Source organism: Amycolatopsis echigonensis (genome assembly GCF_014174495.1).
Taxonomy (GTDB): domain Bacteria; phylum Actinomycetota; class Actinomycetes; order Mycobacteriales; family Pseudonocardiaceae; genus Amycolatopsis; species Amycolatopsis echigonensis.
This window is the reverse complement of the sequence record NZ_JACJHR010000056.1, coordinates 1-17,814: the sequence shown is the minus strand read 5'-3', so window position 1 is coordinate 17,814 and position 17,814 is coordinate 1. Positions and strand designations below refer to the sequence as shown.

General features: G+C 70.5%; 17 protein-coding genes. 9 read left to right on the top strand and 8 right to left on the bottom strand.

All coding sequences use genetic code 11. The features are described from left to right. The first annotated feature begins 38 nt into the window (after positions 1-38). The 4 genes from H5411_RS31050 to H5411_RS31035 all read left to right on the top strand — a co-directional run bounded on the left by H5411_RS31050 (position 39) and on the right by H5411_RS31035 (position 5,332). Positions 39-1,325, top strand: coding sequence for an adenosylmethionine--8-amino-7-oxononanoate transaminase (locus H5411_RS31050; RefSeq protein ID WP_183125879.1), 1,287 nt, complete (start codon positions 39-41; stop codon positions 1,323-1,325). Between the two features lie 140 nt (positions 1,326-1,465). Further along, positions 1,466-3,640 (top strand): SulP family inorganic anion transporter, encoded by a 2,175-nt coding sequence (locus H5411_RS31045; protein ID WP_183125878.1) that lies wholly within the window; start codon positions 1,466-1,468, stop codon positions 3,638-3,640. 85 nt (positions 3,641-3,725) lie between these two features. Further along, complete coding sequence (bioD, locus tag H5411_RS31040) at positions 3,726-4,448, top strand: dethiobiotin synthase (RefSeq protein WP_183125877.1); 723 nt, start codon at positions 3,726-3,728, stop codon at positions 4,446-4,448. A 284-nt stretch (positions 4,449-4,732) separates the two neighbouring features. Further along, entirely contained in the window at positions 4,733-5,332 is a 600-nt protein-coding gene (locus H5411_RS31035; protein WP_101434982.1) for a DUF2567 domain-containing protein, read from the top strand. Positions 5,333-5,723: 391 nt separating this feature from the next. Here H5411_RS31035 and H5411_RS31030 read toward each other — a convergent pair whose 3' ends face one another. Then, the gene (locus H5411_RS31030) at positions 5,724-6,440 is read right to left on the bottom strand and encodes an LON peptidase substrate-binding domain-containing protein (protein ID WP_183125876.1); all 717 of its coding nucleotides are present in this window, start codon (positions 6,438-6,440) and stop codon (positions 5,724-5,726) included. Positions 6,441-6,482: 42 nt separating this feature from the next. Then, positions 6,483-7,136: an NUDIX hydrolase gene (locus H5411_RS31025; protein WP_220817736.1), complete on the bottom strand. Its 654-nt coding sequence runs from the start codon at positions 7,134-7,136 to the stop codon at positions 6,483-6,485. Positions 7,137-7,270: 134 nt separating this feature from the next. Here H5411_RS31025 and nadA point away from each other — a divergent pair, with 134 nt between their 5' ends. The 4 genes from nadA (at position 7,271) to H5411_RS31005 (ending at position 12,049) form a co-directional block, all read left to right on the top strand. Next, positions 7,271-8,281: a quinolinate synthase NadA gene (gene nadA / locus H5411_RS31020; protein ID WP_183125875.1), complete on the top strand. Its 1,011-nt coding sequence runs from the start codon at positions 7,271-7,273 to the stop codon at positions 8,279-8,281. Continuing rightward, positions 8,278-9,927, top strand: a complete 1,650-nt coding sequence (locus H5411_RS31015; protein ID WP_183125874.1) for an L-aspartate oxidase — start codon at positions 8,278-8,280, stop codon at positions 9,925-9,927. The genes nadA and H5411_RS31015 overlap by 4 nt, the downstream gene beginning before the upstream one ends. Then, positions 9,924-10,817: a carboxylating nicotinate-nucleotide diphosphorylase gene (nadC, locus tag H5411_RS31010; RefSeq protein ID WP_101434977.1), complete on the top strand. Its 894-nt coding sequence runs from the start codon at positions 9,924-9,926 to the stop codon at positions 10,815-10,817. The genes H5411_RS31015 and nadC overlap by 4 nt, the downstream gene beginning before the upstream one ends. 62 nt (positions 10,818-10,879) lie before the next feature. After that, entirely contained in the window at positions 10,880-12,049 is a 1,170-nt protein-coding gene (locus H5411_RS31005; RefSeq protein ID WP_183125873.1) for a S8 family serine peptidase, read from the top strand. Positions 12,050-12,074: 25 nt separating this feature from the next. On the opposite strand, the gene H5411_RS31000 is transcribed toward H5411_RS31005, so the two are convergent. From H5411_RS31000 to H5411_RS30975, 6 genes are all read right to left on the bottom strand, one after another. After that, on the bottom strand, positions 12,075-12,452 hold the full coding sequence (locus H5411_RS31000) for a hypothetical protein (protein WP_183125872.1): 378 nt from the start codon (positions 12,450-12,452) through the stop codon (positions 12,075-12,077). Beyond that, entirely contained in the window at positions 12,449-13,726 is a 1,278-nt protein-coding gene (locus tag H5411_RS30995) for an alpha/beta hydrolase (RefSeq protein WP_183125871.1), read from the bottom strand. Before H5411_RS30995 ends, H5411_RS31000 begins: the two co-directional genes overlap by 4 nt. After that, on the bottom strand, positions 13,723-15,075 hold the full coding sequence (locus tag H5411_RS30990) for a WXG100 family type VII secretion target (protein WP_101434974.1): 1,353 nt from the start codon (positions 15,073-15,075) through the stop codon (positions 13,723-13,725). The genes H5411_RS30995 and H5411_RS30990 overlap by 4 nt, the downstream gene beginning before the upstream one ends. Further along, complete coding sequence (locus H5411_RS30985) at positions 15,072-15,455, bottom strand: hypothetical protein (protein ID WP_101434973.1); 384 nt, start codon at positions 15,453-15,455, stop codon at positions 15,072-15,074. The genes H5411_RS30990 and H5411_RS30985 overlap by 4 nt, the downstream gene beginning before the upstream one ends. A gap of 96 nt (positions 15,456-15,551) precedes the next feature. After that, complete coding sequence (locus H5411_RS30980; protein WP_020657677.1) at positions 15,552-15,851, bottom strand: hypothetical protein; 300 nt, start codon at positions 15,849-15,851, stop codon at positions 15,552-15,554. A 16-nt stretch (positions 15,852-15,867) separates the two neighbouring features. Next, complete coding sequence (locus H5411_RS30975) at positions 15,868-16,209, bottom strand: WXG100 family type VII secretion target (protein ID WP_101434972.1); 342 nt, start codon at positions 16,207-16,209, stop codon at positions 15,868-15,870. Between the two features lie 213 nt (positions 16,210-16,422). Here H5411_RS30975 and H5411_RS30970 point away from each other — a divergent pair, with 213 nt between their 5' ends. Beyond that, positions 16,423-17,385 (top strand): hypothetical protein, encoded by a 963-nt coding sequence (locus tag H5411_RS30970; protein ID WP_183125870.1) that lies wholly within the window; start codon positions 16,423-16,425, stop codon positions 17,383-17,385. The last annotated feature ends 429 nt before the right edge of the window (positions 17,386-17,814 follow it).

Here is a 17,814-nt window from a genome sequence, read left to right as displayed (position 1 = left end):
CACTGCGGAGCCGCCCGCCGCCCGGTTAGGGTCGGCGGGTGGAACCCAGTGCTGCCGATCTCCTCGCTCTCGACGCCGCGCACGTCTGGCATCCCTACGCGCCGATGCCGGGCCGCGTGCCGCCCCTGCTCGTGGAAGAGGCGAGCGGGGTGCGATTGAAGCTCGCCGACGGGCGAGAACTGGTCGACGGCATGTCGTCCTGGTGGGCGGCGGTGCACGGCTACCGGAACCCGGTGCTCGACGCGGCGCTGGCGCGGCAGGCCGGGCGGATGAGCCACGTGATGTTCGGCGGCCTGACCCACGAACCGGCGATCACGCTCGCGAAAACCCTGGTCGAGATGACCCCGGACGGGCTCGAGCACGTGTTCCTGTGCGATTCGGGTTCGGTTTCGGTCGAGGTCGCGGTGAAAATGTGCCTGCAGTACCAGCGTTCCCGCGGGCTGCCCGGCAAACACCGGCTGCTGACCTGGCGCGGCGGCTACCACGGCGACACATTCACGCCGATGAGCGTCTGCGATCCGGACGGCGGCATGCATTCGCTGTGGCGCGGAGTGCTGCCGGAACAGGTTTTCGTGCCGGTGCCGCCTCCCGGGTTCGACGCGCCGGTCGATCAGTCCTATGTGGACGAATTGGCGAAGGCGATCGATCAGCACGCGGACGAACTGGCCGCGGTGATCGTGGAACCGGTGGTGCAGGGCGCGGGCGGCATGCGGTTTCACCATCCCGGTTACCTGCGCGCGCTGCGCGAAGTGACTCGTGAGCACGACGTCCTGCTCGTGTTCGACGAGATCGCGACCGGATTCGGCCGTACCGGCAAGCTTTTCGCCGCCGAACACGCCGGCGTGACGCCCGACGTGCTGTGTCTCGGCAAGGCGCTCACCGGCGGCTACCTCACGATGGCCGCCGCGTTGTGCACGCCTGAAATCGCCGACGGCATCACGCGCGGCGAGCTGCCGGTGCTCGCGCACGGCCCGACGTTCATGGGAAATCCGCTGGCGTCGGCGGTCGCCAACGCTTCGCTCGGTTTGCTGGCTGAAGGTCGATGGCAGGCCGACGTCGCCCGGATCGAAACCGCGCTGCGGCAAGGACTCGAACCGGCTCGGGAGCTGCCGCACGTCGTGGATGTGCGGGTGCTGGGCGCGATCGGCGTGCTGCAGCTCGATCACGAAGTGGACCTGGGCGTCGCGACCGAAGTGGTGACGGCCGAAGGTGCTTGGCTGCGACCGTTCCGGGACCTGATCTACGCGATGCCTCCGTACGTCAGCACCGACGCCGACCTGGAGGTGGTCACGTCGGCGATGCGGGCCGCCGCGGCGAAGGCCTGAGGTTGCTTCGGGCTTGGCCTAGCCGCCTGTAGTGGATATGTCCGATTTGTGCAACCTGATCGTGGGTTATTCGATAAAGATCCACTCCGTGGAGTGGTACATAGCGGACATTTCACAGGGTTGCCGGTTTCCTGGTGATCATGAGACGACTTGCCGTGCTTCGCCACGACGTGCCCGCCTCGCTCGTGGTCTTCCTCGTCGCGGTCCCGCTTTCGCTCGGGATCGCGCTCGCGTCCGGCGCCCCGATCGTCGCCGGCCTGATCGCCGCCGTCGTCGGCGGTGTGGTCGCCGGTGCCCTCGGCGGCTCTCCGCTGCAGGTCAGCGGGCCCGCCGCCGGGCTGACCGTGCTGATGGCCGAGACGATTTCCACCTTCGGCTGGGCGGTCACCTGCCTGATCACCGTCCTCGCTGGTGCGCTGCAGATCCTGTTCGGCCTGAGCCGCGTCGCGCGGGCCGCGCTGGCCATCTCTCCTGCGATCGTGCACGGGATGCTCGCCGGCATCGGCGTCACGATCGTGCTCGGCCAGCTGCACGTGCTGCTCGGCGGAAAGGCGCAGAGTTCGGCGCTGGAGAACATCGCCCAGCTGCCCGCGCAGATCGCCGCGCACCACGACGCCGCCGCGCTGATCGGCGTCCTGACCCTCGCCATTCTGCTGGGATGGCCCAAACTTCCTTCAGCGGTAAGGAAAATCCCCGGACCGCTGGCCGCGATCGCCGTCGCGACGCTCGTGTCCGTTGCCGCCGGGATGACGCTGCCGCGCGTCGAACTGCCCGGTGATCTGCTGCAGATCCGCTTCGCGCCGCAGCTGCCGGACGGCGGATGGGGCCAGGTCGCGGTCGCGGTGCTCACGATCGCGCTGATCGCCAGCGTCGAGAGCCTGCTGTCCGCGGTCGCGGTCGACAAACTGCAGAACGGCCCGCGCGCCGACCTGAACCGCGAACTGATCGGCCAGGGCACGGCGAACATGGTGTCCGGTGCGCTCGGCGGACTGCCGGTCACCGGCGTGATCGTGCGCAGTTCCACCAACGTCGCGGCGGGGGCGCGCACGCGGGCGTCGGCCGTCCTGCACGGCGTCTGGGTGCTGGTGTTCGTGGTCGCGCTCGCCGGGCTGCTGAAGTCGATCCCGCTGGCCGCGCTGGCCGGGCTGCTCGTGCACGTCGGCGCGAAGCTGGTCAATCCCGGACATCTGCGGCAGGTGCTGCGACACGGCGATCTGCCGCTCTACCTGGTGACCGTCGCCGGGGTGGTCGTGTTCGACCTGCTGACCGGGGTGCTCGCCGGGATTGTCCTGGCCGTGCTGCTGATGCTGCGCCGGACCGTGTGGTCGGGCGTGCATGCCGAGCGCCACGGCGGCGAATGGCGCGTGATTGTCGAAGGCGTGCTGACGTTCCTGTCCGTGCCGCGGCTGACGAAGGTGCTCGGCACGATTCCGGCGGGCTCGAAGGTGACGCTGGAGCTGGTCGCCGATTATCTCGACCACGCGGCGTTCGAAAGCATCTCCGCCTGGCAGCAGGCGCATGAGCGGACCGGCGGCACCGTGGTCGTCGACGAGATCGGGCATCCGTGGTTCGCGAAGGGCAAGGAAGGCCGCCCGACGCTCCAGCGCACCGCGGCGGCCGGTGCGATGCCGAGGTGGCTGGCTCCGTGGTCGGCCTGGCAGGCCGCCGACGTGCGGGTGCCTGGCCAGCGCACCCACCGGGGCGCGACCGAGTTCCAGCGCCGGGCCGCGCCGCTGCTGAAGGACGTCCTCAGCGGGCTCGCGCACGCGCAGCAGCCGCACACGCTGTTCATCACTTGCGGTGATTCGCGGATCGTGCCGAACCTGATCACCACGTCCGGTCCGGGCGATCTGTTCACCATCCGCAACATCGGCAACCTGGTGCCGCCCGGACAGGCCGATCCGTCGACCAACGCGGCGATCGAATTCGCCGTCGGGGTGCTGGGGGTGCGGGAAATCGTGGTGTGCGGGCACTCCTCGTGCGGTGCGATGGGCGCACTGGCCAGCGGTCCGCCCGCGGACACCGCCCTGGCGACCTGGCTGGTGCACGCGGAACCGAGCCGGAAGCGGGCCGGGGCGGTGACCCTCGACGGGGAGCGGCCGGAGCGCGAACCGGACCGGCTGGCGTTGCACAACGTCCTGCAGCAGCTGACGCATTTGCGGCAATACCCGCGGGTGGCCGAGGCGGAAGCGCGCGGCGAGCTGGCGCTGACCGGGCTGTACTTCGACGTGGGCGCGGCGCAGGTGTACCTGGCCGACCCGGCGAAGGGCGAGTTCGTGGCCGCGGGAGCGCCCGCGGCGGCCCCGGCCGGCTGACCCGGGCCCTCGCGCGCGCCCTCGGGTGCGCGCGAGGGAACCCCGAGTGTTGACATCGGGGAGCACGTCAATATCTTGATGGCTCGTGACGACGCTCGTGATGACCGGAACCGGGACCGACGTCGGCAAAACGGTCGCCACCGCGGCGATCGCGGCGCTGGCCCTCGCGCAGGGGCAACGCGTCGCGGTGCTGAAACCCGCGCAGACCGGCGTGCTCCCCGGCGAGGACGGCGACCTCGCCGAGGTGGTGCGGATGGCAGGCAAGGACCTGACGATCCGCGAGCTGCGGCGCTACCCGGATCCGCTGTCGCCGGAAGCCGCGTCCCGCCGCTCCGGGCTCCCGACCGTCGGGCCCGGCGAGATCGCCGCCGCGGCCAGCGAGCTGGACGCGGAGCACGATCTGACCCTGGTCGAGGGCGCGGGCGGGCTGCTGGTGCGGTTCGATCCGCAGGGGAGCACGCTGGCGGATGTCGCGTGGTCGCTGGGCGCGCCGGTGGTTCTCGTCGCGCAAGCCGGACTGGGCACGCTCAACACGACTGCCCTGACCGCCGAGGTCGCCACTCGGCGCGGGTTGAACGTCGTGGGCGTCATCATCGGCTCCTGGCCCGCTGATCCGGACCTGGCCTCCCTGGAAAACCTCCACGACCTCCCCGTGGCCGCCGGTGCTCCCTTGCTGGGCGCCCTCCCGGCCGGACTGGGCGCCGCGGACCCCGACACCTTCGTCGAACAAGCCCGCCAAGGCCTGTCGCCGTGGTTCGGCGGAGAGTTCGACCCGGAAGCCTTCACCGCCGCCTCCACCCAGAACTAACCCTTCTTTCCCGCACTCAGCTCCGGCACTTGACGTCCTCACTTGCCCGGCACGAGAAATCGCCCCGGTTTCTGGACTGAGCGATCCGCTCGGCCCCCAGGCCGAGCGGATCGGGAGGGAAGAAACCGGATAAAGGCGATTTCTCCGCCGCGACGGAGTCGCGGCAATCCAACACCGAGTCGCGGCAATCCAACACGGAGTCGCGGCCATACAACGGAGCACAACCAGTTACTCTCGGTCCCGCACACTCGCAGGGAACGCACGCGCAGGGAAGGGAGCCTCGGGTGGTCGATTCCGCGGGCAAGGCGGCGCATCGGTCGTCAGCGGTGGCTGAGGGTTGGTCGGTGCCGGTGTTGTTTCCGCCGCAGCGTCCTCGCGTGGTGGTGAAGGCTGATCTGCTGCCCGCGGTGAGCGTTCTCTCGACGGCTGCGTTGCTGGGGATTCCGATGGGCTGGCTGTGGTCTCTGCTGGCTCCGGCTGAGCGGGTGCGGGTGATCGGCACGAACGGCCAGCTGGCGCCTTTGGAGTTGGAGAGCTGGCATCGGTTCGACGATCTGGCGGTGTTCGGGTTTCTGGCGATGGCCACCGGGTTGCTGATCGGGCTGGTGGTGTGGTTCCTGCGGGAGCGGCGCGGGCCGGTGGTGCTGGTGGCCGCTGCTGGCGGGGCGTTGGTGGCGGCTTGGCTGGGGACGCAGATGGGGCCCGCGTTCGCCAATTCGAAGTATTCGGTGGACGCGCCGCCTGCGTTGGGGGCGGTGCTCGAGCAGGCGCCTCGGATCGAGACCGGGTGGGTGGTGCTGGCCGCGCCGTTGGTGACGTGTTTGGTTTACGCGTTGATGACCGCGTGGAACGGCCGCGAGGATCTTGGGCGGCGGTTGGGGTGAGTTGTTCTTAGGTCCTTTCGGCTCGTCGCCTGGCGGCGACGTTGCACGTGGGCCTCGTTGGGGCACCCCGAAGCTTAATTGTGCTGACGGTCTGGGGGTGCTTGTCAAGGCGGGAAAGATGCCTTGACAAGCACCCCCAGACCGCAGGGGAGGCTTCGTATCGGGGTGCGGGGGTGGTGTGGGTGCCTCGACTGTTGGGTGCGTCGGTGGCGGTTGGTGAGTGGGGTGCGCGGCTTGGGTAGGGGTCGCGTGGGGTTCGCGGCGTGCGGGTGGCACCCCAATGTGGCGGTGGGTGCGTTGCGGCGGCGGCGGGGTCCGTGAAGGACTCATTGAGGGAATCTGAGTCCGTGAAGGGGTCCCTCACGGAGGGAGCGGAGCGCCAGGCGGGCGGCTAGTTCAGGTCTGCGGGCTTGCTGAAGGTCGCCAGTTCGGTCGGCGGCAGCGGCACCGCGCCCAGGGTTTCCAGGAAACCGGCTTCTCGGGTGAGCAGGCGGCAGACTATGCGCAGGCGGCGAAGCGGGTGCGTTTCCTCCAGCAGCAGTTGCCGGTCTTCCAGCGGGAGCAGGCAGTCTGCGGCTAGCTGGTAGGCGAGTTCGCCCAGGTCGGCGTCGTCGTGTGGGGGGTGCCAGTCGTCTGCGTGCCAGGCGGCTTCGCAGTATCGCTGGTGGGCGCTTCGGGCTACTTCGGCTAGTCGGCGGGCTGTCGATACCGCTGTGGCGGGGACTGGGCCGTCAGGGAGCCAGTCGACCACGCCCATCAGGTAGGGCGCGGACGCTCGGTGCAGTTCGCGCAGGCGGAAGCGGCGGGCGGCGCGCGTGACTACGTCGTAGCGGCCGTCGGGGAGGCGTTTCGCTTCGCGCAGGATCGTGCTGCAGCCCACGCTGTACACATGGTCCAGACCACTGACCTCGCGAACGAGTGGCGCGCGCAGGGCGACCACGCCGAACTCGTGCTCCGGGACGGTGCCGGTGACCAGGTCCGCGGTCAGCTGCCGGTAGCGCGGTTCGAAGATGTGCAGCGGCAGGTGCGTACCGGGGAGCAGCACCGTTTGCAGCGGGAACAACGGCAGTGTCGCCGTTCCGCTGGGGCATTGCTCTGGCTCGGTCACGCGTCCACGGTACGGGCTGCCGAGCCCCGGCGCAGTTCGTGTTTACCGTCGCGGCGGGGGCTTCAGGACGGCGAAAGGGTCGGTGATGTGCATGTCTTTCGCGGCGAAAGAAAACAGCGCCGCAGGTCGTCCGCCGGTGCGGCCGGGGGCGGCGGTGTGTCCGGTGGGGATGAGCAAACCACGTCGCTGAAGTACCCGTTGAAGATTTGTCGCGGACACCTTGTAGCCGAGTGCGGCGGAGTACAGCCCCCTTAACGCGGAGATGGTGAATTCCTCGGGGGCCAGTGCGAAACCCAGGTTGGTGTAGCTCAATTTCGACCGCAACCGGTCGCGGGCGCGCAGCACGATCGCCTCGTGGTCGAACGCGGTGCGCGGCAGGGCGTCCACGTCGTGCCACTCGGTGTCTTCGGGGACCGCCGGGTCGACGTCGGAGGGGACCAGGCCGAGGAACGCGGTGGCCACGACCCGCGGACCGGGGACGCGGTCGGGTGCGCTGAACACGGCGAGCTGCTCCACGTGCTTCAGCTGGCGCACGTCCACCTTCTCCGCGAGCTGGCGCCGGATCGACGTCTCGACGTCCTCGTCGGGGCGCAGCCGGCCGCCGGGAAGCGACCAGCGGCCGAGGTGCGGATCGAGCGCTCGGCGCCACAGCAGCACGCGCAGTGTGTCCGAGCGCACTTGAAGGACTGCCGCCAGAACCTCGTGGGCTAGGGGGGCTCGGGTGTTAAGATGGCTTCGCACGGTTTTCGATTATAAGGCGAAAACCGGATGGGGCGGAACCGGGGTCGATCCGGTTCGCCAGGCCGGCGAAAGTCGAGAGGGCCGAAGACATGACCACCACGCTTGACCAGGACCTGACTCCCTACGGCGGGGTCGAGGCGGACGCGGACTGGGCGGCCCGCGTGCGGGAGCTCGCCCGCAAACGCGACGCGGTGCTGCTCGCGCACAACTACCAGGTCCCGGAGATCCAGGACATCGCGGACTTCACCGGCGACTCGCTGGCGCTCAGCCGCATCGCGGCCAGCAGCGACGCGTCCACCATCGTCTTCTGCGGCGTGCACTTCATGGCCGAGACCGCGAAGATCCTGGCCCCGGAGAAGACGGTGCTGATCCCGGACGCACGGGCCGGCTGCTCGCTCGCCGACTCCATCACCGGCGCCCAGCTGCGCGAGTGGAAGTCCGAGCACCCGGGCGCGGTGGTCGTCTCGTACGTGAACACGACGGCCGAGGTCAAGGCCGAGACGGACATCTGCTGCACGTCGTCGAACGCGGTCGACGTGGTCGCGTCCATCCCGGCTGACCAGGAAGTTCTCTTCCTGCCGGACCAGTTCCTCGGCGCGCACGTCAAGCGCGTGACCGGGCGCGAGAACATGCACGTCTGGGCCGGGGAGTGCCACGTGCACGCCGGCATCAACGGGGCTGAGCTGGCCGCGCAGGCTGAGGAGAACCCGGACGCCGACCTGTTCATCCACCCCGAATGCGGCTGCGCGACGTCGGCGCTTTACCTGGCCGGCGAGGGCGCGGTGGCCCCGGAGCGGGTCAAGATCCTCTCCACCGGCGACATGGTCCACGCGGCGCGCGACACCAAGGCGACCTCGGTGCTCGTGGCCACCGAGATCGGCATGATCCACCAGCTGCGCAAGGCCGCGCCGGAGATCGACTTCCGCGCGGTGAACGACCGGGCGTCGTGCCGGTACATGAAGATGATCACCCCGGCCGCGCTGCTGCGGAGCCTCACCGAGGGCGCGGACGAGGTCCACGTCGACCCGCAGACGGCCTCGCGGGCCCGCGCGTCGGTGCAGCGGATGATCGAAATCGGGCAGCCTGGCGGTGGGGAATGAGCGGCCTAGTTAACGCCGATCAGGCGAAAACCTCACCAGATCCGCGCTGGGAGGCACGGGCCGACGTCGTGGTGATCGGCAGCGGCGTGGCGGGGCTGTCCGCGGCGCTGCGGGCCCGTGAACTGGGGCTGCACGTGCTGGTCGTAACGAAGGCGGCGGTCGCCGACGGCAACACCCGGTGGGCGCAGGGCGGCGTGGCCGTGGTGCTCGACGGTGAGCGCGACGAGGGCGACACGGTCGAGAAGCACACGGCTGACACGCTCACCGCGGGAGCCGGGCTCTGCGACGAGGACGCCGTGAGGTCGATCGTTAGCGGTGGTCCGGCCGCTGTCACCGAGCTGCGGCACAACGGTGCGGTGTTCGACCACGGCTCGGGTGGGCTGTCGCGCGCTCGCGAGGGCGGGCACAGTGCGTTCCGGGTGATCCACGCGGGCGGCGACGCGACCGGTGCCGAAGTCGAGCGCGCATTGGTCGCGCAGGCTGGTGAGCGGCGGATTCCAGTTCTGGAGCACCACATCGCGGTCGATGCGCTGCGCACGGCCGCGGGCGAGGTGGCCGGAGTGACGGTGCTCGACCGCAACGGCGTCCCGGGCGTCGTGCGCGCGTCCGCGGTGGTGCTGGCCAGCGGCGGGTTCGGGCAGCTGTACCAGGCGACCTCCAACCCGGAGATCGCGACCGGTGACGGGCTGGCGCTCGCGTTGCGCGCCGGCGCGGCGGTGGCCGACATCGAGTTCGTGCAGTTCCACCCGACTGTGCTGTACACGCCGGGCGCGCGCGGACGGTGTCCGCTCGTCACGGAGGCGGTCCGCGGCGAGGGTGCGACGCTCGTGGACGGTGCGGGCGCGTCGGTGATGGCCGGGGTGCATCCGCTCGGCGATCTGGCTCCCCGTGACGTCGTCGCGGCGGCGATCACCCGGAGGCAGGCCTTGGCTCCCGGTGGCATCGACGATCACGTTTTCCTTGACGCCACTGGCATTCCGGGCTTCGCGAAGCGGTTCCCGACGGTGCACGCGGCGTGCGCGGTGCTCGGGATCGACCCGGCGGTGGACGCGATCCCGGTGACTCCGGCGGCGCACTTCGCGTGCGGCGGCGTGGTGGCCACTGTGGACGGACGCTCGACCGTGCGCGGACTGTACGCGGCGGGCGAGGTGGCTAGGACCGGGCTGCACGGGGCGAACCGGCTGGCGTCCAACAGTCTTCTCGAAGGTTTGGTCGTGGGGCAGCGGACCGCTGAGGCGGTCGCCGCGGATCTGGCCGCTGGGTTGCTGCCGGATCCTTCGCGCGGCCGGATTCCGGCAAGGACAGTCGCGCCGACGGCGGAACGTGATGCGCTGCAACGGGTCATGAGCCGGTACGCGGCGATCGGCCGGGACGCGGACGGGCTCGCCGCCGCCGGATCGGTGCTCGATTTGTCGACAAAGGACAGTCCGTTGTGGACGCACCGCGCGGTTGAGGACGCGGCGCTCACCGTGGTGGCACAGGCGTTGCTCGCCGCGGCGGAGCGGCGGACGGAATCGCGGGGATGTCACGTGCGGACGGACTTCCCGGAGCGGGACGAAGGGCTGCGGCGGAGCCAGCTGATCCGGCTGAGCCCGTCGGGACAGCCAGTGCTGGTCGAGGCGGCGTCGCTGGAAGGAGTGGCATGAGCGGGGAATTCTCCGAAGCAGTTGTCCAGGCACTGGTGGTGGACGGGCTGGACGTCGCCGACGTGCGGCGCGTCGTGACCACCGCGCTGGAAGAGGATTTGCGGTACGGGCCGGACGCCACGACGGCGTCCACGGTCCCGGCGGACGCCCGTGCGGTGGCGGAGCTGACGCCGCGCGTCGCCGGTGTCGTGGCGGGGATCCCGGTGGCGCTGGCCGTTTTCGACGAGGTGCTCGGTGACGACTACGAGGTCGTCTCGATCCGCGAGGACGGTTCGCCCGCGGTCGCGGGGCAGCCGGTGCTCGTGCTGCGCGGTCCGGTGCGCGGGCTGCTCACGGCGGAGCGTACGGCGTTGAACTTGTTGTGCCACCTGTCCGGAGTGGCGACGGCGACCGCGGCGTGGGTGTCCGCGCTCGAGGGAACCGGTGCCTCGGTACGGGATTCGCGCAAGACCACGCCGGGGTTGCGGCTGCTGGAGAAGTACGCCGTGCGGTGCGGAGGCGGCGTGAACCACCGGATGGGCCTTGGCGACGCGGTGCTGATCAAGGACAACCACGTGGTCGCGGCCGGCTCGGTCACCGCGGCTCTCGCTGCGGCGAGGCAACACGCGCCGCAGCTGCCGTGCGAGGTTGAGGTAGACGATCTGGCCCAGCTGGACGAGGCACTGGCCGCCGCGGCGGACGAGGTGCTGCTGGACAACTTCACCCCGGAGGAGTGCGTGAAGGCGGTCGTGCGGCGGGACGAGCTGTCGCCGAAGACGCGGCTGGAGTGCTCCGGCGGGCTGACGCTCGACCGCGCGCGGGCGTACGCCGAGTCCGGTGTGGACTATCTCTCGGTGGGCGGGCTCACGCATTCCTCGCCCGCGCTGGATCTCGGGATGGACCTGCGTTAACCCTGTCGCCGCGGCCCGCTCTCCACTAGAATCTCCTTGTCGGACAAGGGGAGGGGGCCGCGGTGCGGGGAATTGCCGCCGGAGCGGTGGCCGCGCTCGTGGCGCTCGGCGTGCCCGTCACGGCGACCTCGGCCGGAGCGGCTTCGTGCGCGAATCCGTCCGGTCCGTACACCGGGCCGGTGTCCTGGGGGCAACGGCTGGTCAACCCGCCGCGGCTGTGGGCGCTGACCAGGGGCGAGGGCCAGACCGTCGCGGTGATCGGCACCGGCGTCGACAAGCAGAACGCGCAATTCGGGCCGGGACAGGTGCTCGGCGGCGCGGGCACCGCGGATTCCGACTGCGACGGCCGCGGCACGATCGCCGCGGGCATCGTCGGCGCGCAGCCGGCGAACGAGACCACCTTCACCGGCGTCGCGCCCGGGGTGAAGCTGCTTCCCTTGCGCTACACCGAAAGCAACGGCTCTTCCTCGGACGGCGGCGGCGATCCGGGCGCATTGGCGGGCGCGATCGACACGGCGGTCGACCGCGGCGCGGGAGTGATTCTCGTGGCGGTACCGGCGGGTTCGGACAGCCCGGCGCTCGGCGCGGCGCTCGACCACGCGAAGGCGCGCGGGGCCGTGGTGATTTCGGCCGCGGCGGCCGCTCAGCAAGGGGCGCATACTTATCCGACGGCGTCGGCGGGCGTGGTCGCGGTCGGCTCGACGGACGAATCCGGCGCGCCGGTCCAGACCGAAGCCGGGGATTACCTCGGAATCGCCGCGCCGGGCGCGAATCTGGTGAGCACGTCGGCGGGCGGCGGGGGCGCGGTCGCGCACCGGTGGCCGATCACCGACCCGGGCCTGGCCGCGGCGTATGTCGCCGGGGTGGCCGCGCTGGTTCGCTCGGCGCATCCGGACCTGAAGGGCGAGCAGGTGGTGAACCGGTTGCTGCTCACCGCTTCCCGCCCGCCGTCCGGGGCACACGATCCGCGCCGGGGCTGGGGAATGGTCGACGCTTACGCCGCGGTGTCTTCGGCATTGCCAGCCAACGCGCCCGGTCCGAGCGCGGCGGCGGTGCGGTCTGAGCTGCCCGAGGTGGTTCCCGCTGCGGCGCAAGCTCGGCCGACGTCGGATGTGGCGGCCGGGGTCGTCGCGGTGGGCGGGGTCGCGGTGGCTGCTGCGGCCGGGATTGGCGTGGCGGCGTTCCGGAGGGGACGACGGCGCGGGTGGCGGCCCTCGCGGTTCCGGGGGTGAGGTCTCGTGAGCGGCGATCGCGGTTCTAACCGGGATTAGTGCGCACGAGGCGGGTCGAGCCGATGATCGCCACGCCGCGTCCGTCGCGGGCGATGTGCACGCTGAAATCCGCGCCGTCGCGGGAAAAGCGCGCGATCACTTCCCGGTAAGTGCTGCGGTCATACGATTCCCAGCCCGCCGCTTCCAGCGTCGGACGCACAGCTTCGCCCAGCACTCGCAATGCGGCCGGGCTGTCTTCCATCCGGACGCCGTACTGCCAGCACACCAAATGCCCCGGCTGCGCGGGATCGCAGTCCAGCTCACCGTCCACTGTGGGCAGTGCGCGCCGGCCGAACGCGGCAGCGACACTGTCGATGACGTTCGTCAGCTCGGCGGCCAGGTCCTTCAACTCGCGCGTGATCACGGCAGCACCGCCGGAACCGGCACGGGTGCCTCGGTGACGTGGCCGCCGGTCAGCACGCCGTAGATGTTCTCCCATGAATCCGAACCCGGTTTGAGCACGCCGCTGTGCGAGGACAGGCCCCACTGCACGTCGCCCGCGGCGTCGTGGCCGGTGGTGAGTTCGGTGACGCCCGGGAAGGTGTCCGGGTCGGCCCCGTGGCCGATGCCGGTCCATTCCAGCGCACCGGCGTTGCCCTGGGCGAGGATGATTGGGTCCAGCGGTGCGGTCATCGAGTACCGCTGCACGCCGGCCTGGCTCGGCGGCAGGTCCGCGGGGCTCCATACGCCGTGTCCCATGCCCGCCGACTCTACGTGCAGCACCCGGTCCACTGGCAAGCCTTGCTGGTCAGCGAGCCCGACGGTGGCGCCGCCGTAGCTGTGGCCGATCGCGGTGATCGTGGCCGCGCCGCCGGTCTGGGCGTCGACCTGGACGCGGAGTTCGTCGCCGAACGCCTTGAGGTTCGGGGCCATCGTCTGCGCGTAGCTGGCTTCGGCGCCCTCGGTGGTGACGTTCTGCGGGAACACCCCGTCGGCCCACACGACCATCGCGGTCCGGCCGCTCGGGTCGGCGGCGACGAGGCTGCGGCCGAGGTCGGCGTAGGACTGAAAGGTGTCCATCCGGGTGTGCACACCGGGCACGAACAGCCCGACATTGCGTGTGCCCGGCTGGATCGAGCCGACCAGTTCGGCGATCCGGCCGTTGCCGGACGGATCGAACCGCAGGATCTGCCGGTGGTCGTCGAGAATGCTTTGGTACAACGCGATCCGCCGCTTCGAGCGGGCGACGGCGTCCGGATCGGACAGCCCGGCCAGGCGGGTCCGTTCGGCGGCGAGCGCGTCGGAAACCTTCGTCCGGTTGGCCGCGATGGTCCCGGCCCATCCGCCGCTGCTGGCGGATTTTCCGGCTGACGGCACCGGATCTTCGGGCAGGAGCGAACGGTACATCGCCGCGACCTGCTCGTCAGCGCGCCGGTAACCCGCCGACGACGCGGTGAGGCCGTCGCGAAGGACTTGGGCGCGCACGATGCGCTGGTCGACGTCCGCGGCTAGCGCACTGAGCGTTTTCGCCAGCCCGGCGGCGCATCCGGACGACGCGGACACCTGGCCGAAGGCCGTGGCGGGCACGCGTTCGCCCGCCACGGCCTGCTGCACGGTCCGGAGCGCACCGGCACGACCGTCCAATCCGGACGCCGCGGTCGCGAGTTTCGCCGGGACGACCCGGTAGCCGTCGGTCACGGCTGGTCGGCCGGCTCTTCGCCGATGACCGAGGGCGCGACCGGAGCTTGCTGGCCCCATACGTTCTCGGTTTCGACGAGCCACGCCGGAATCCGGCGGCCGGACCCCAGGTCGGCACCGGCGCCCATACCCATCGGCATCATGGGCATCATCGGCATGGCGCTCTTGGCCGCCGCGCCCGCCGCACCGGCGGCACCGCCCGCGAGTCCACTGAGGACGTTCGACGGCGCGTTCCCGGCGAGCCCGGAGTGCGCGGCCGGAGCTTCCCCGGAACCGCTGAGGCCGCCGCCGGACGGAATGCCGCCGCCGTCGATCGACGGAGCTTCCCCGCCGCCGACCGGAATTCCGCCGCCGCCACCGCCTGCCGGGCCGGCTCCGGCGCCGAGCTTCGTGCCCGGAGGGACGACCGGCTCGTCCCCCTTCTTGCCGTCCTGGTCTTTCTTGTCGTTTTTATCGTTCTTGCCCGACGCCCACGACGGAACTTTCGGCATGATCGAGCCGAAGCGGCCGAACGCGGCGGCGGACGCGGCCGCGAGACCGGCGGTGAACATGTCGCCGAAGAGCGGGCTGCCCGCCGAGGTCTGGCCCGGCTGCCCGGGCTCGGCACCGGGGAGCTGCCCGCCGTCGGTGGGCAGCGGGTGCGAGTCGATCGGGGCGCCGACCGCGGTTCCGCCGTCCGGGCTGTTGCCGATCGCGCCGATGCTTCCGGCGCCAGTGCCGCCGGTCGAGGCGCCGCCGCCGGGAAGCTGCTTAGGAGGCGGGGCGGCCGCGTTCGGCGAAACCGGGATCGAATCCTCGGCAGTGTCGTAATTCGTCGCGAGGTTGTTCATGACGACGATCGCCTTCGCGTGTGCGGACCCGGCGGCGTTGGCGGCCTGTTGCTGCGCTTCGACGTTGGCGATCGCCTGCTGCCGCTGCTGTGTCGCGGCGATGATCGTGGCCGGCGGGGTGTCCGGAGGGAGCAGCGGCGGGTTGACCGCCAGCGCGACGTCGGCGGGGGAGACGTCCGGCACCGCGACCGGCGGCGGCATCTCGGCCTTCGCTTTGACCAGCGCGTCCGCGGCGTCCTCCAGCATGTCGCGCATGCCCTGCGCGGTGACGGCGACCTTGCGGATGCCGCCGACCAGGTCGGTCATCATGGTCCGGTACTGGTCGGCCGCGCCGCCGGTCCACGAGCTGGAGAAGTCGGTGAGCTGATCCGACAGGTTCTCGGCCTGGTCGTACAGCCCGCGCGAGGCCGAATTCCACTGTTCGGCCGCGGCGCGCGCGGTGGTCGGGTCGCCCGCCTGCAGCATCGCGTAAAGCTGCTGGTGGGTGTAGCCGGCGAAGTTGGTGCGAGGGCCGCTCATGCGTTCTTACCCCCTGAAGAATCGAGGCCCAGCAACGAAAAAACCGGGTCCAGCAGACCAGTCTGCTGTCCCGATCGGTGCAGGTCGCCCGCGACCGACTGGTCGGCCTGGGCGTATCCGTCGGCGACGGTGGTGGTGACGTCCTGCGCGAACGTGATCGCCCCGCGGACCTGCTCCAGCAGGCCCTGCATTTCGGCGACCGCGGCGCGGTGGGCGTCGGCGAGCGAAGCGGCTTCCCCGAACTCCCCGAACAGCAGCGGATGCTCCCCGAGGGTGCGCAGGAAGTCGTTCGGCCGGGACATCGCGTGGATCTGGGTTTCCAGCTCCCGGACGAAGTCCGTCAGCGATTCCAGGTGGACGTAGTACGACTGGTCGGGCATCGGCCGGTGACCTCTCGTGCGGCAGGACGCGGGAAAGCCGGCCGTCCGGAGCGGGCGGGGGTGGTCCCGCCCCGGACGGCCGGCGTCGGGGCCGGATCAGGCGAACAAGCCCTGGTTGCGGTTCTCCAGCTGGTGCTGGAGATCGTGCGCGTCGCCGACCTTGGCGCCGAACTGCGCGATGATCGCGACGATGTCGGCGGTCGCCTGGCGGAGCCGGGTCTCGGACGCGCGCGCCGCTTCACCGGCGGAGCTGCCCGAGGCGTACCAGGTCTGGGTGATCGGCTGCAGGTTCTGGTGCAGCTGCTCCAGCTGGGAGGTCAGCGCCTTCGCCTTGGCGGCGAGCGACGCGGAGCTGTGCTGCAAGGCCCCGAAGCTGATTTCTACGACGTCAGCCATGGTGTCTTGTCCTCTCTCAGGGGTTGAGGCGAGGGATCACGTTGCCCTCGACGGTGTGGCTGACGCTCTGGAAGCTCTGGTGCACGTCGGCGTCGCCCGCGTTGTAGTTCGCGTGGCTGGTGTGCACGAGCTGCGACATGGTGTCGAGCTCCCGGACGGCGGCGCCCATCTTCTCCTGAAGCCTGCGCTGCAGGTCCCAGAAGGCGACCGCCTGGTCGCCCTTGTAGTTCCGCAGCGTTTCGGTCAGCTCGGATTCCAAGCTGGCCATCGTCGTCTTCGCGTTCGAAGCGGTTTCCTCGAAGCCCTGGACGGCGCGCGTCATGGCAGCGGAATCTGCCTGGAATCCCGGACTGGACATCTGACGGGCCACCTCCTTCCCTCTCGTGGAAAATCCCGGTGCGCGGCGGGCCGCGCGGTGTGAATGTCACGCTAGAAAAAGAGCCGGTCCGGTCAAACGGCACAACTGCCGGTCGCTTTGACGGCACTATTACCCACAGGTGGGGCGCGCCCTACCCTCGAGACGGGGGACTACGCCAGTGCTCGTCTCCCCGCGTGCGGCCAGGCTGGCCGCATGGCTTCCTGGGGATTGCGACTGTTCCGGCTGCACCGCCCGCTCGGAGTGCTGGCCGGGGCGATGGTGCTGCTGGCGGTCGCGTGCGTGTTCGGGCTGCTGCTGGATGATCGCACGCTCGTCAACGCGCCGCTTTGGGCTAAACCGTTCAAATTCGCGGTTTCGGTGGCGTTGTACGCGCCGACGCTGGCGTGGCTGTTGTCGCTGGTGAAGCGTGGCCGCCGGGCCGGCTGGTGGATGGGCACGGCGTTCGCGGTCGGCATGGGCACGGACATGGCGCTGCTGGTGTGGCAGGTGCTCGTCCAGGACCGTCCGCTGCACTTCAACCACGAGACGGCCGCCGACGTGACGATCGGCAACATCCTGGCCACCGGTGCGTTCACCGCGTGGGGCGCGACCGCGGCGGTGGTCGTCCTGCTGCTGTTCCAAAAGCTCCCGGATCGCGCGCTGACCTCCGCGCTGCGGTGGGGAACAGGGCTTGCGGCGGGCGGAATGGGTCTGGCGCTGATGATGTTCTCGGCCAGTCCGGCGCAGCAGCGGGTGCTGGACAGCGGCGGGACGCCGTCGATGATCGGCGGCCACACGGTCGGTCTCGAGGACGGCGGGCCGGGGTTGCCGCTGCTGGGCTGGAGCACGGTCGGCGGGGATCTGCGGATCCCGCATTTCGTGGGGATCCATGCGATTCAGGCGTTGCCGCTTCTGGCGCTCGCATTGGTCGCGTTGTCTCGGCGGTATCCGGCGCTGTCGAACGAACTCGTGCGCCGTCGGCTGGTGTGGACCGGTGCGGTTGGTTACGCGGGGGTCATCGCGATTACTGCTTGGCAGGCCATGCGCGGACAGTCGATCGTGCGGCCGGATTTCTGGACGCTTGCCGCGACGGCCGGGTTGGTCACGGTGGTGGCGCTGGGCGGCGTGCTGGCGGCGCGTGTTCCCGCTGAGCGGCATGCGTTGAGGGGATTCTGAGATCTCTCCGGTACCTGTTGCCGGGTCAGTCGGGGTCGGCTGGCCGGACGGGAGGACGGTGTCATGGCATTTCCCCAGGGGTTGCTGGATTCGCTGCGGCGCGCGCCGGAGGGGTGGGCCGCGCAGGTGGCTGTGCGGGCGCTGGGGCTCGGGTGCTTTCGGTGGGGCCGGTGCTCTTTGCCGCGTATGAGGAACCGGTGCCTTGTGGAGGTGTGAGGAGATCGGTGGGTCGTTTCACGAGCGGCAGCGCGGGGGTGCCCAAGGGGGTTGCGTCTCGGTTTGACGCGTTGGGGGAGTTCGGGTCTCGAGCAGCGGAGCTGTTGCGGGGGTTGTGCTTGGGGTCCTTTCGGCTCGTCGCCTGGCGGCGACATTGCGCCCCGGGGTTGCGTGGGGCACCCCGAAGCTGAGTGTGCTGACGGTCTGGGGGTG

Coding starts and splice junctions, on each gene's coding strand:
- H5411_RS30970 (WP_183125870.1), top strand. CDS start 16,423: ATGGCTTCCTGGGGATTGCGACTGTTCCGGCTGCACCGCCCGCTCGGA.
- nadA (WP_183125875.1), top strand. CDS start 7,271: ATGACCACCACGCTTGACCAGGACCTGACTCCCTACGGCGGGGTCGAG.
- H5411_RS31045 (WP_183125878.1), top strand. CDS start 1,466: ATGAGACGACTTGCCGTGCTTCGCCACGACGTGCCCGCCTCGCTCGTG.
- H5411_RS30990 (WP_101434974.1), bottom strand. CDS start 15,075: ATGAGCGGCCCTCGCACCAACTTCGCCGGCTACACCCACCAGCAGCTT.
- H5411_RS30975 (WP_101434972.1), bottom strand. CDS start 16,209: ATGTCCAGTCCGGGATTCCAGGCAGATTCCGCTGCCATGACGCGCGCC.
- H5411_RS30980 (WP_020657677.1), bottom strand. CDS start 15,851: ATGGCTGACGTCGTAGAAATCAGCTTCGGGGCCTTGCAGCACAGCTCC.
- nadC (WP_101434977.1), top strand. CDS start 9,924: ATGAGCGGGGAATTCTCCGAAGCAGTTGTCCAGGCACTGGTGGTGGAC.
- H5411_RS30985 (WP_101434973.1), bottom strand. CDS start 15,455: ATGCCCGACCAGTCGTACTACGTCCACCTGGAATCGCTGACGGACTTC.
- H5411_RS31015 (WP_183125874.1), top strand. CDS start 8,278: ATGAGCGGCCTAGTTAACGCCGATCAGGCGAAAACCTCACCAGATCCG.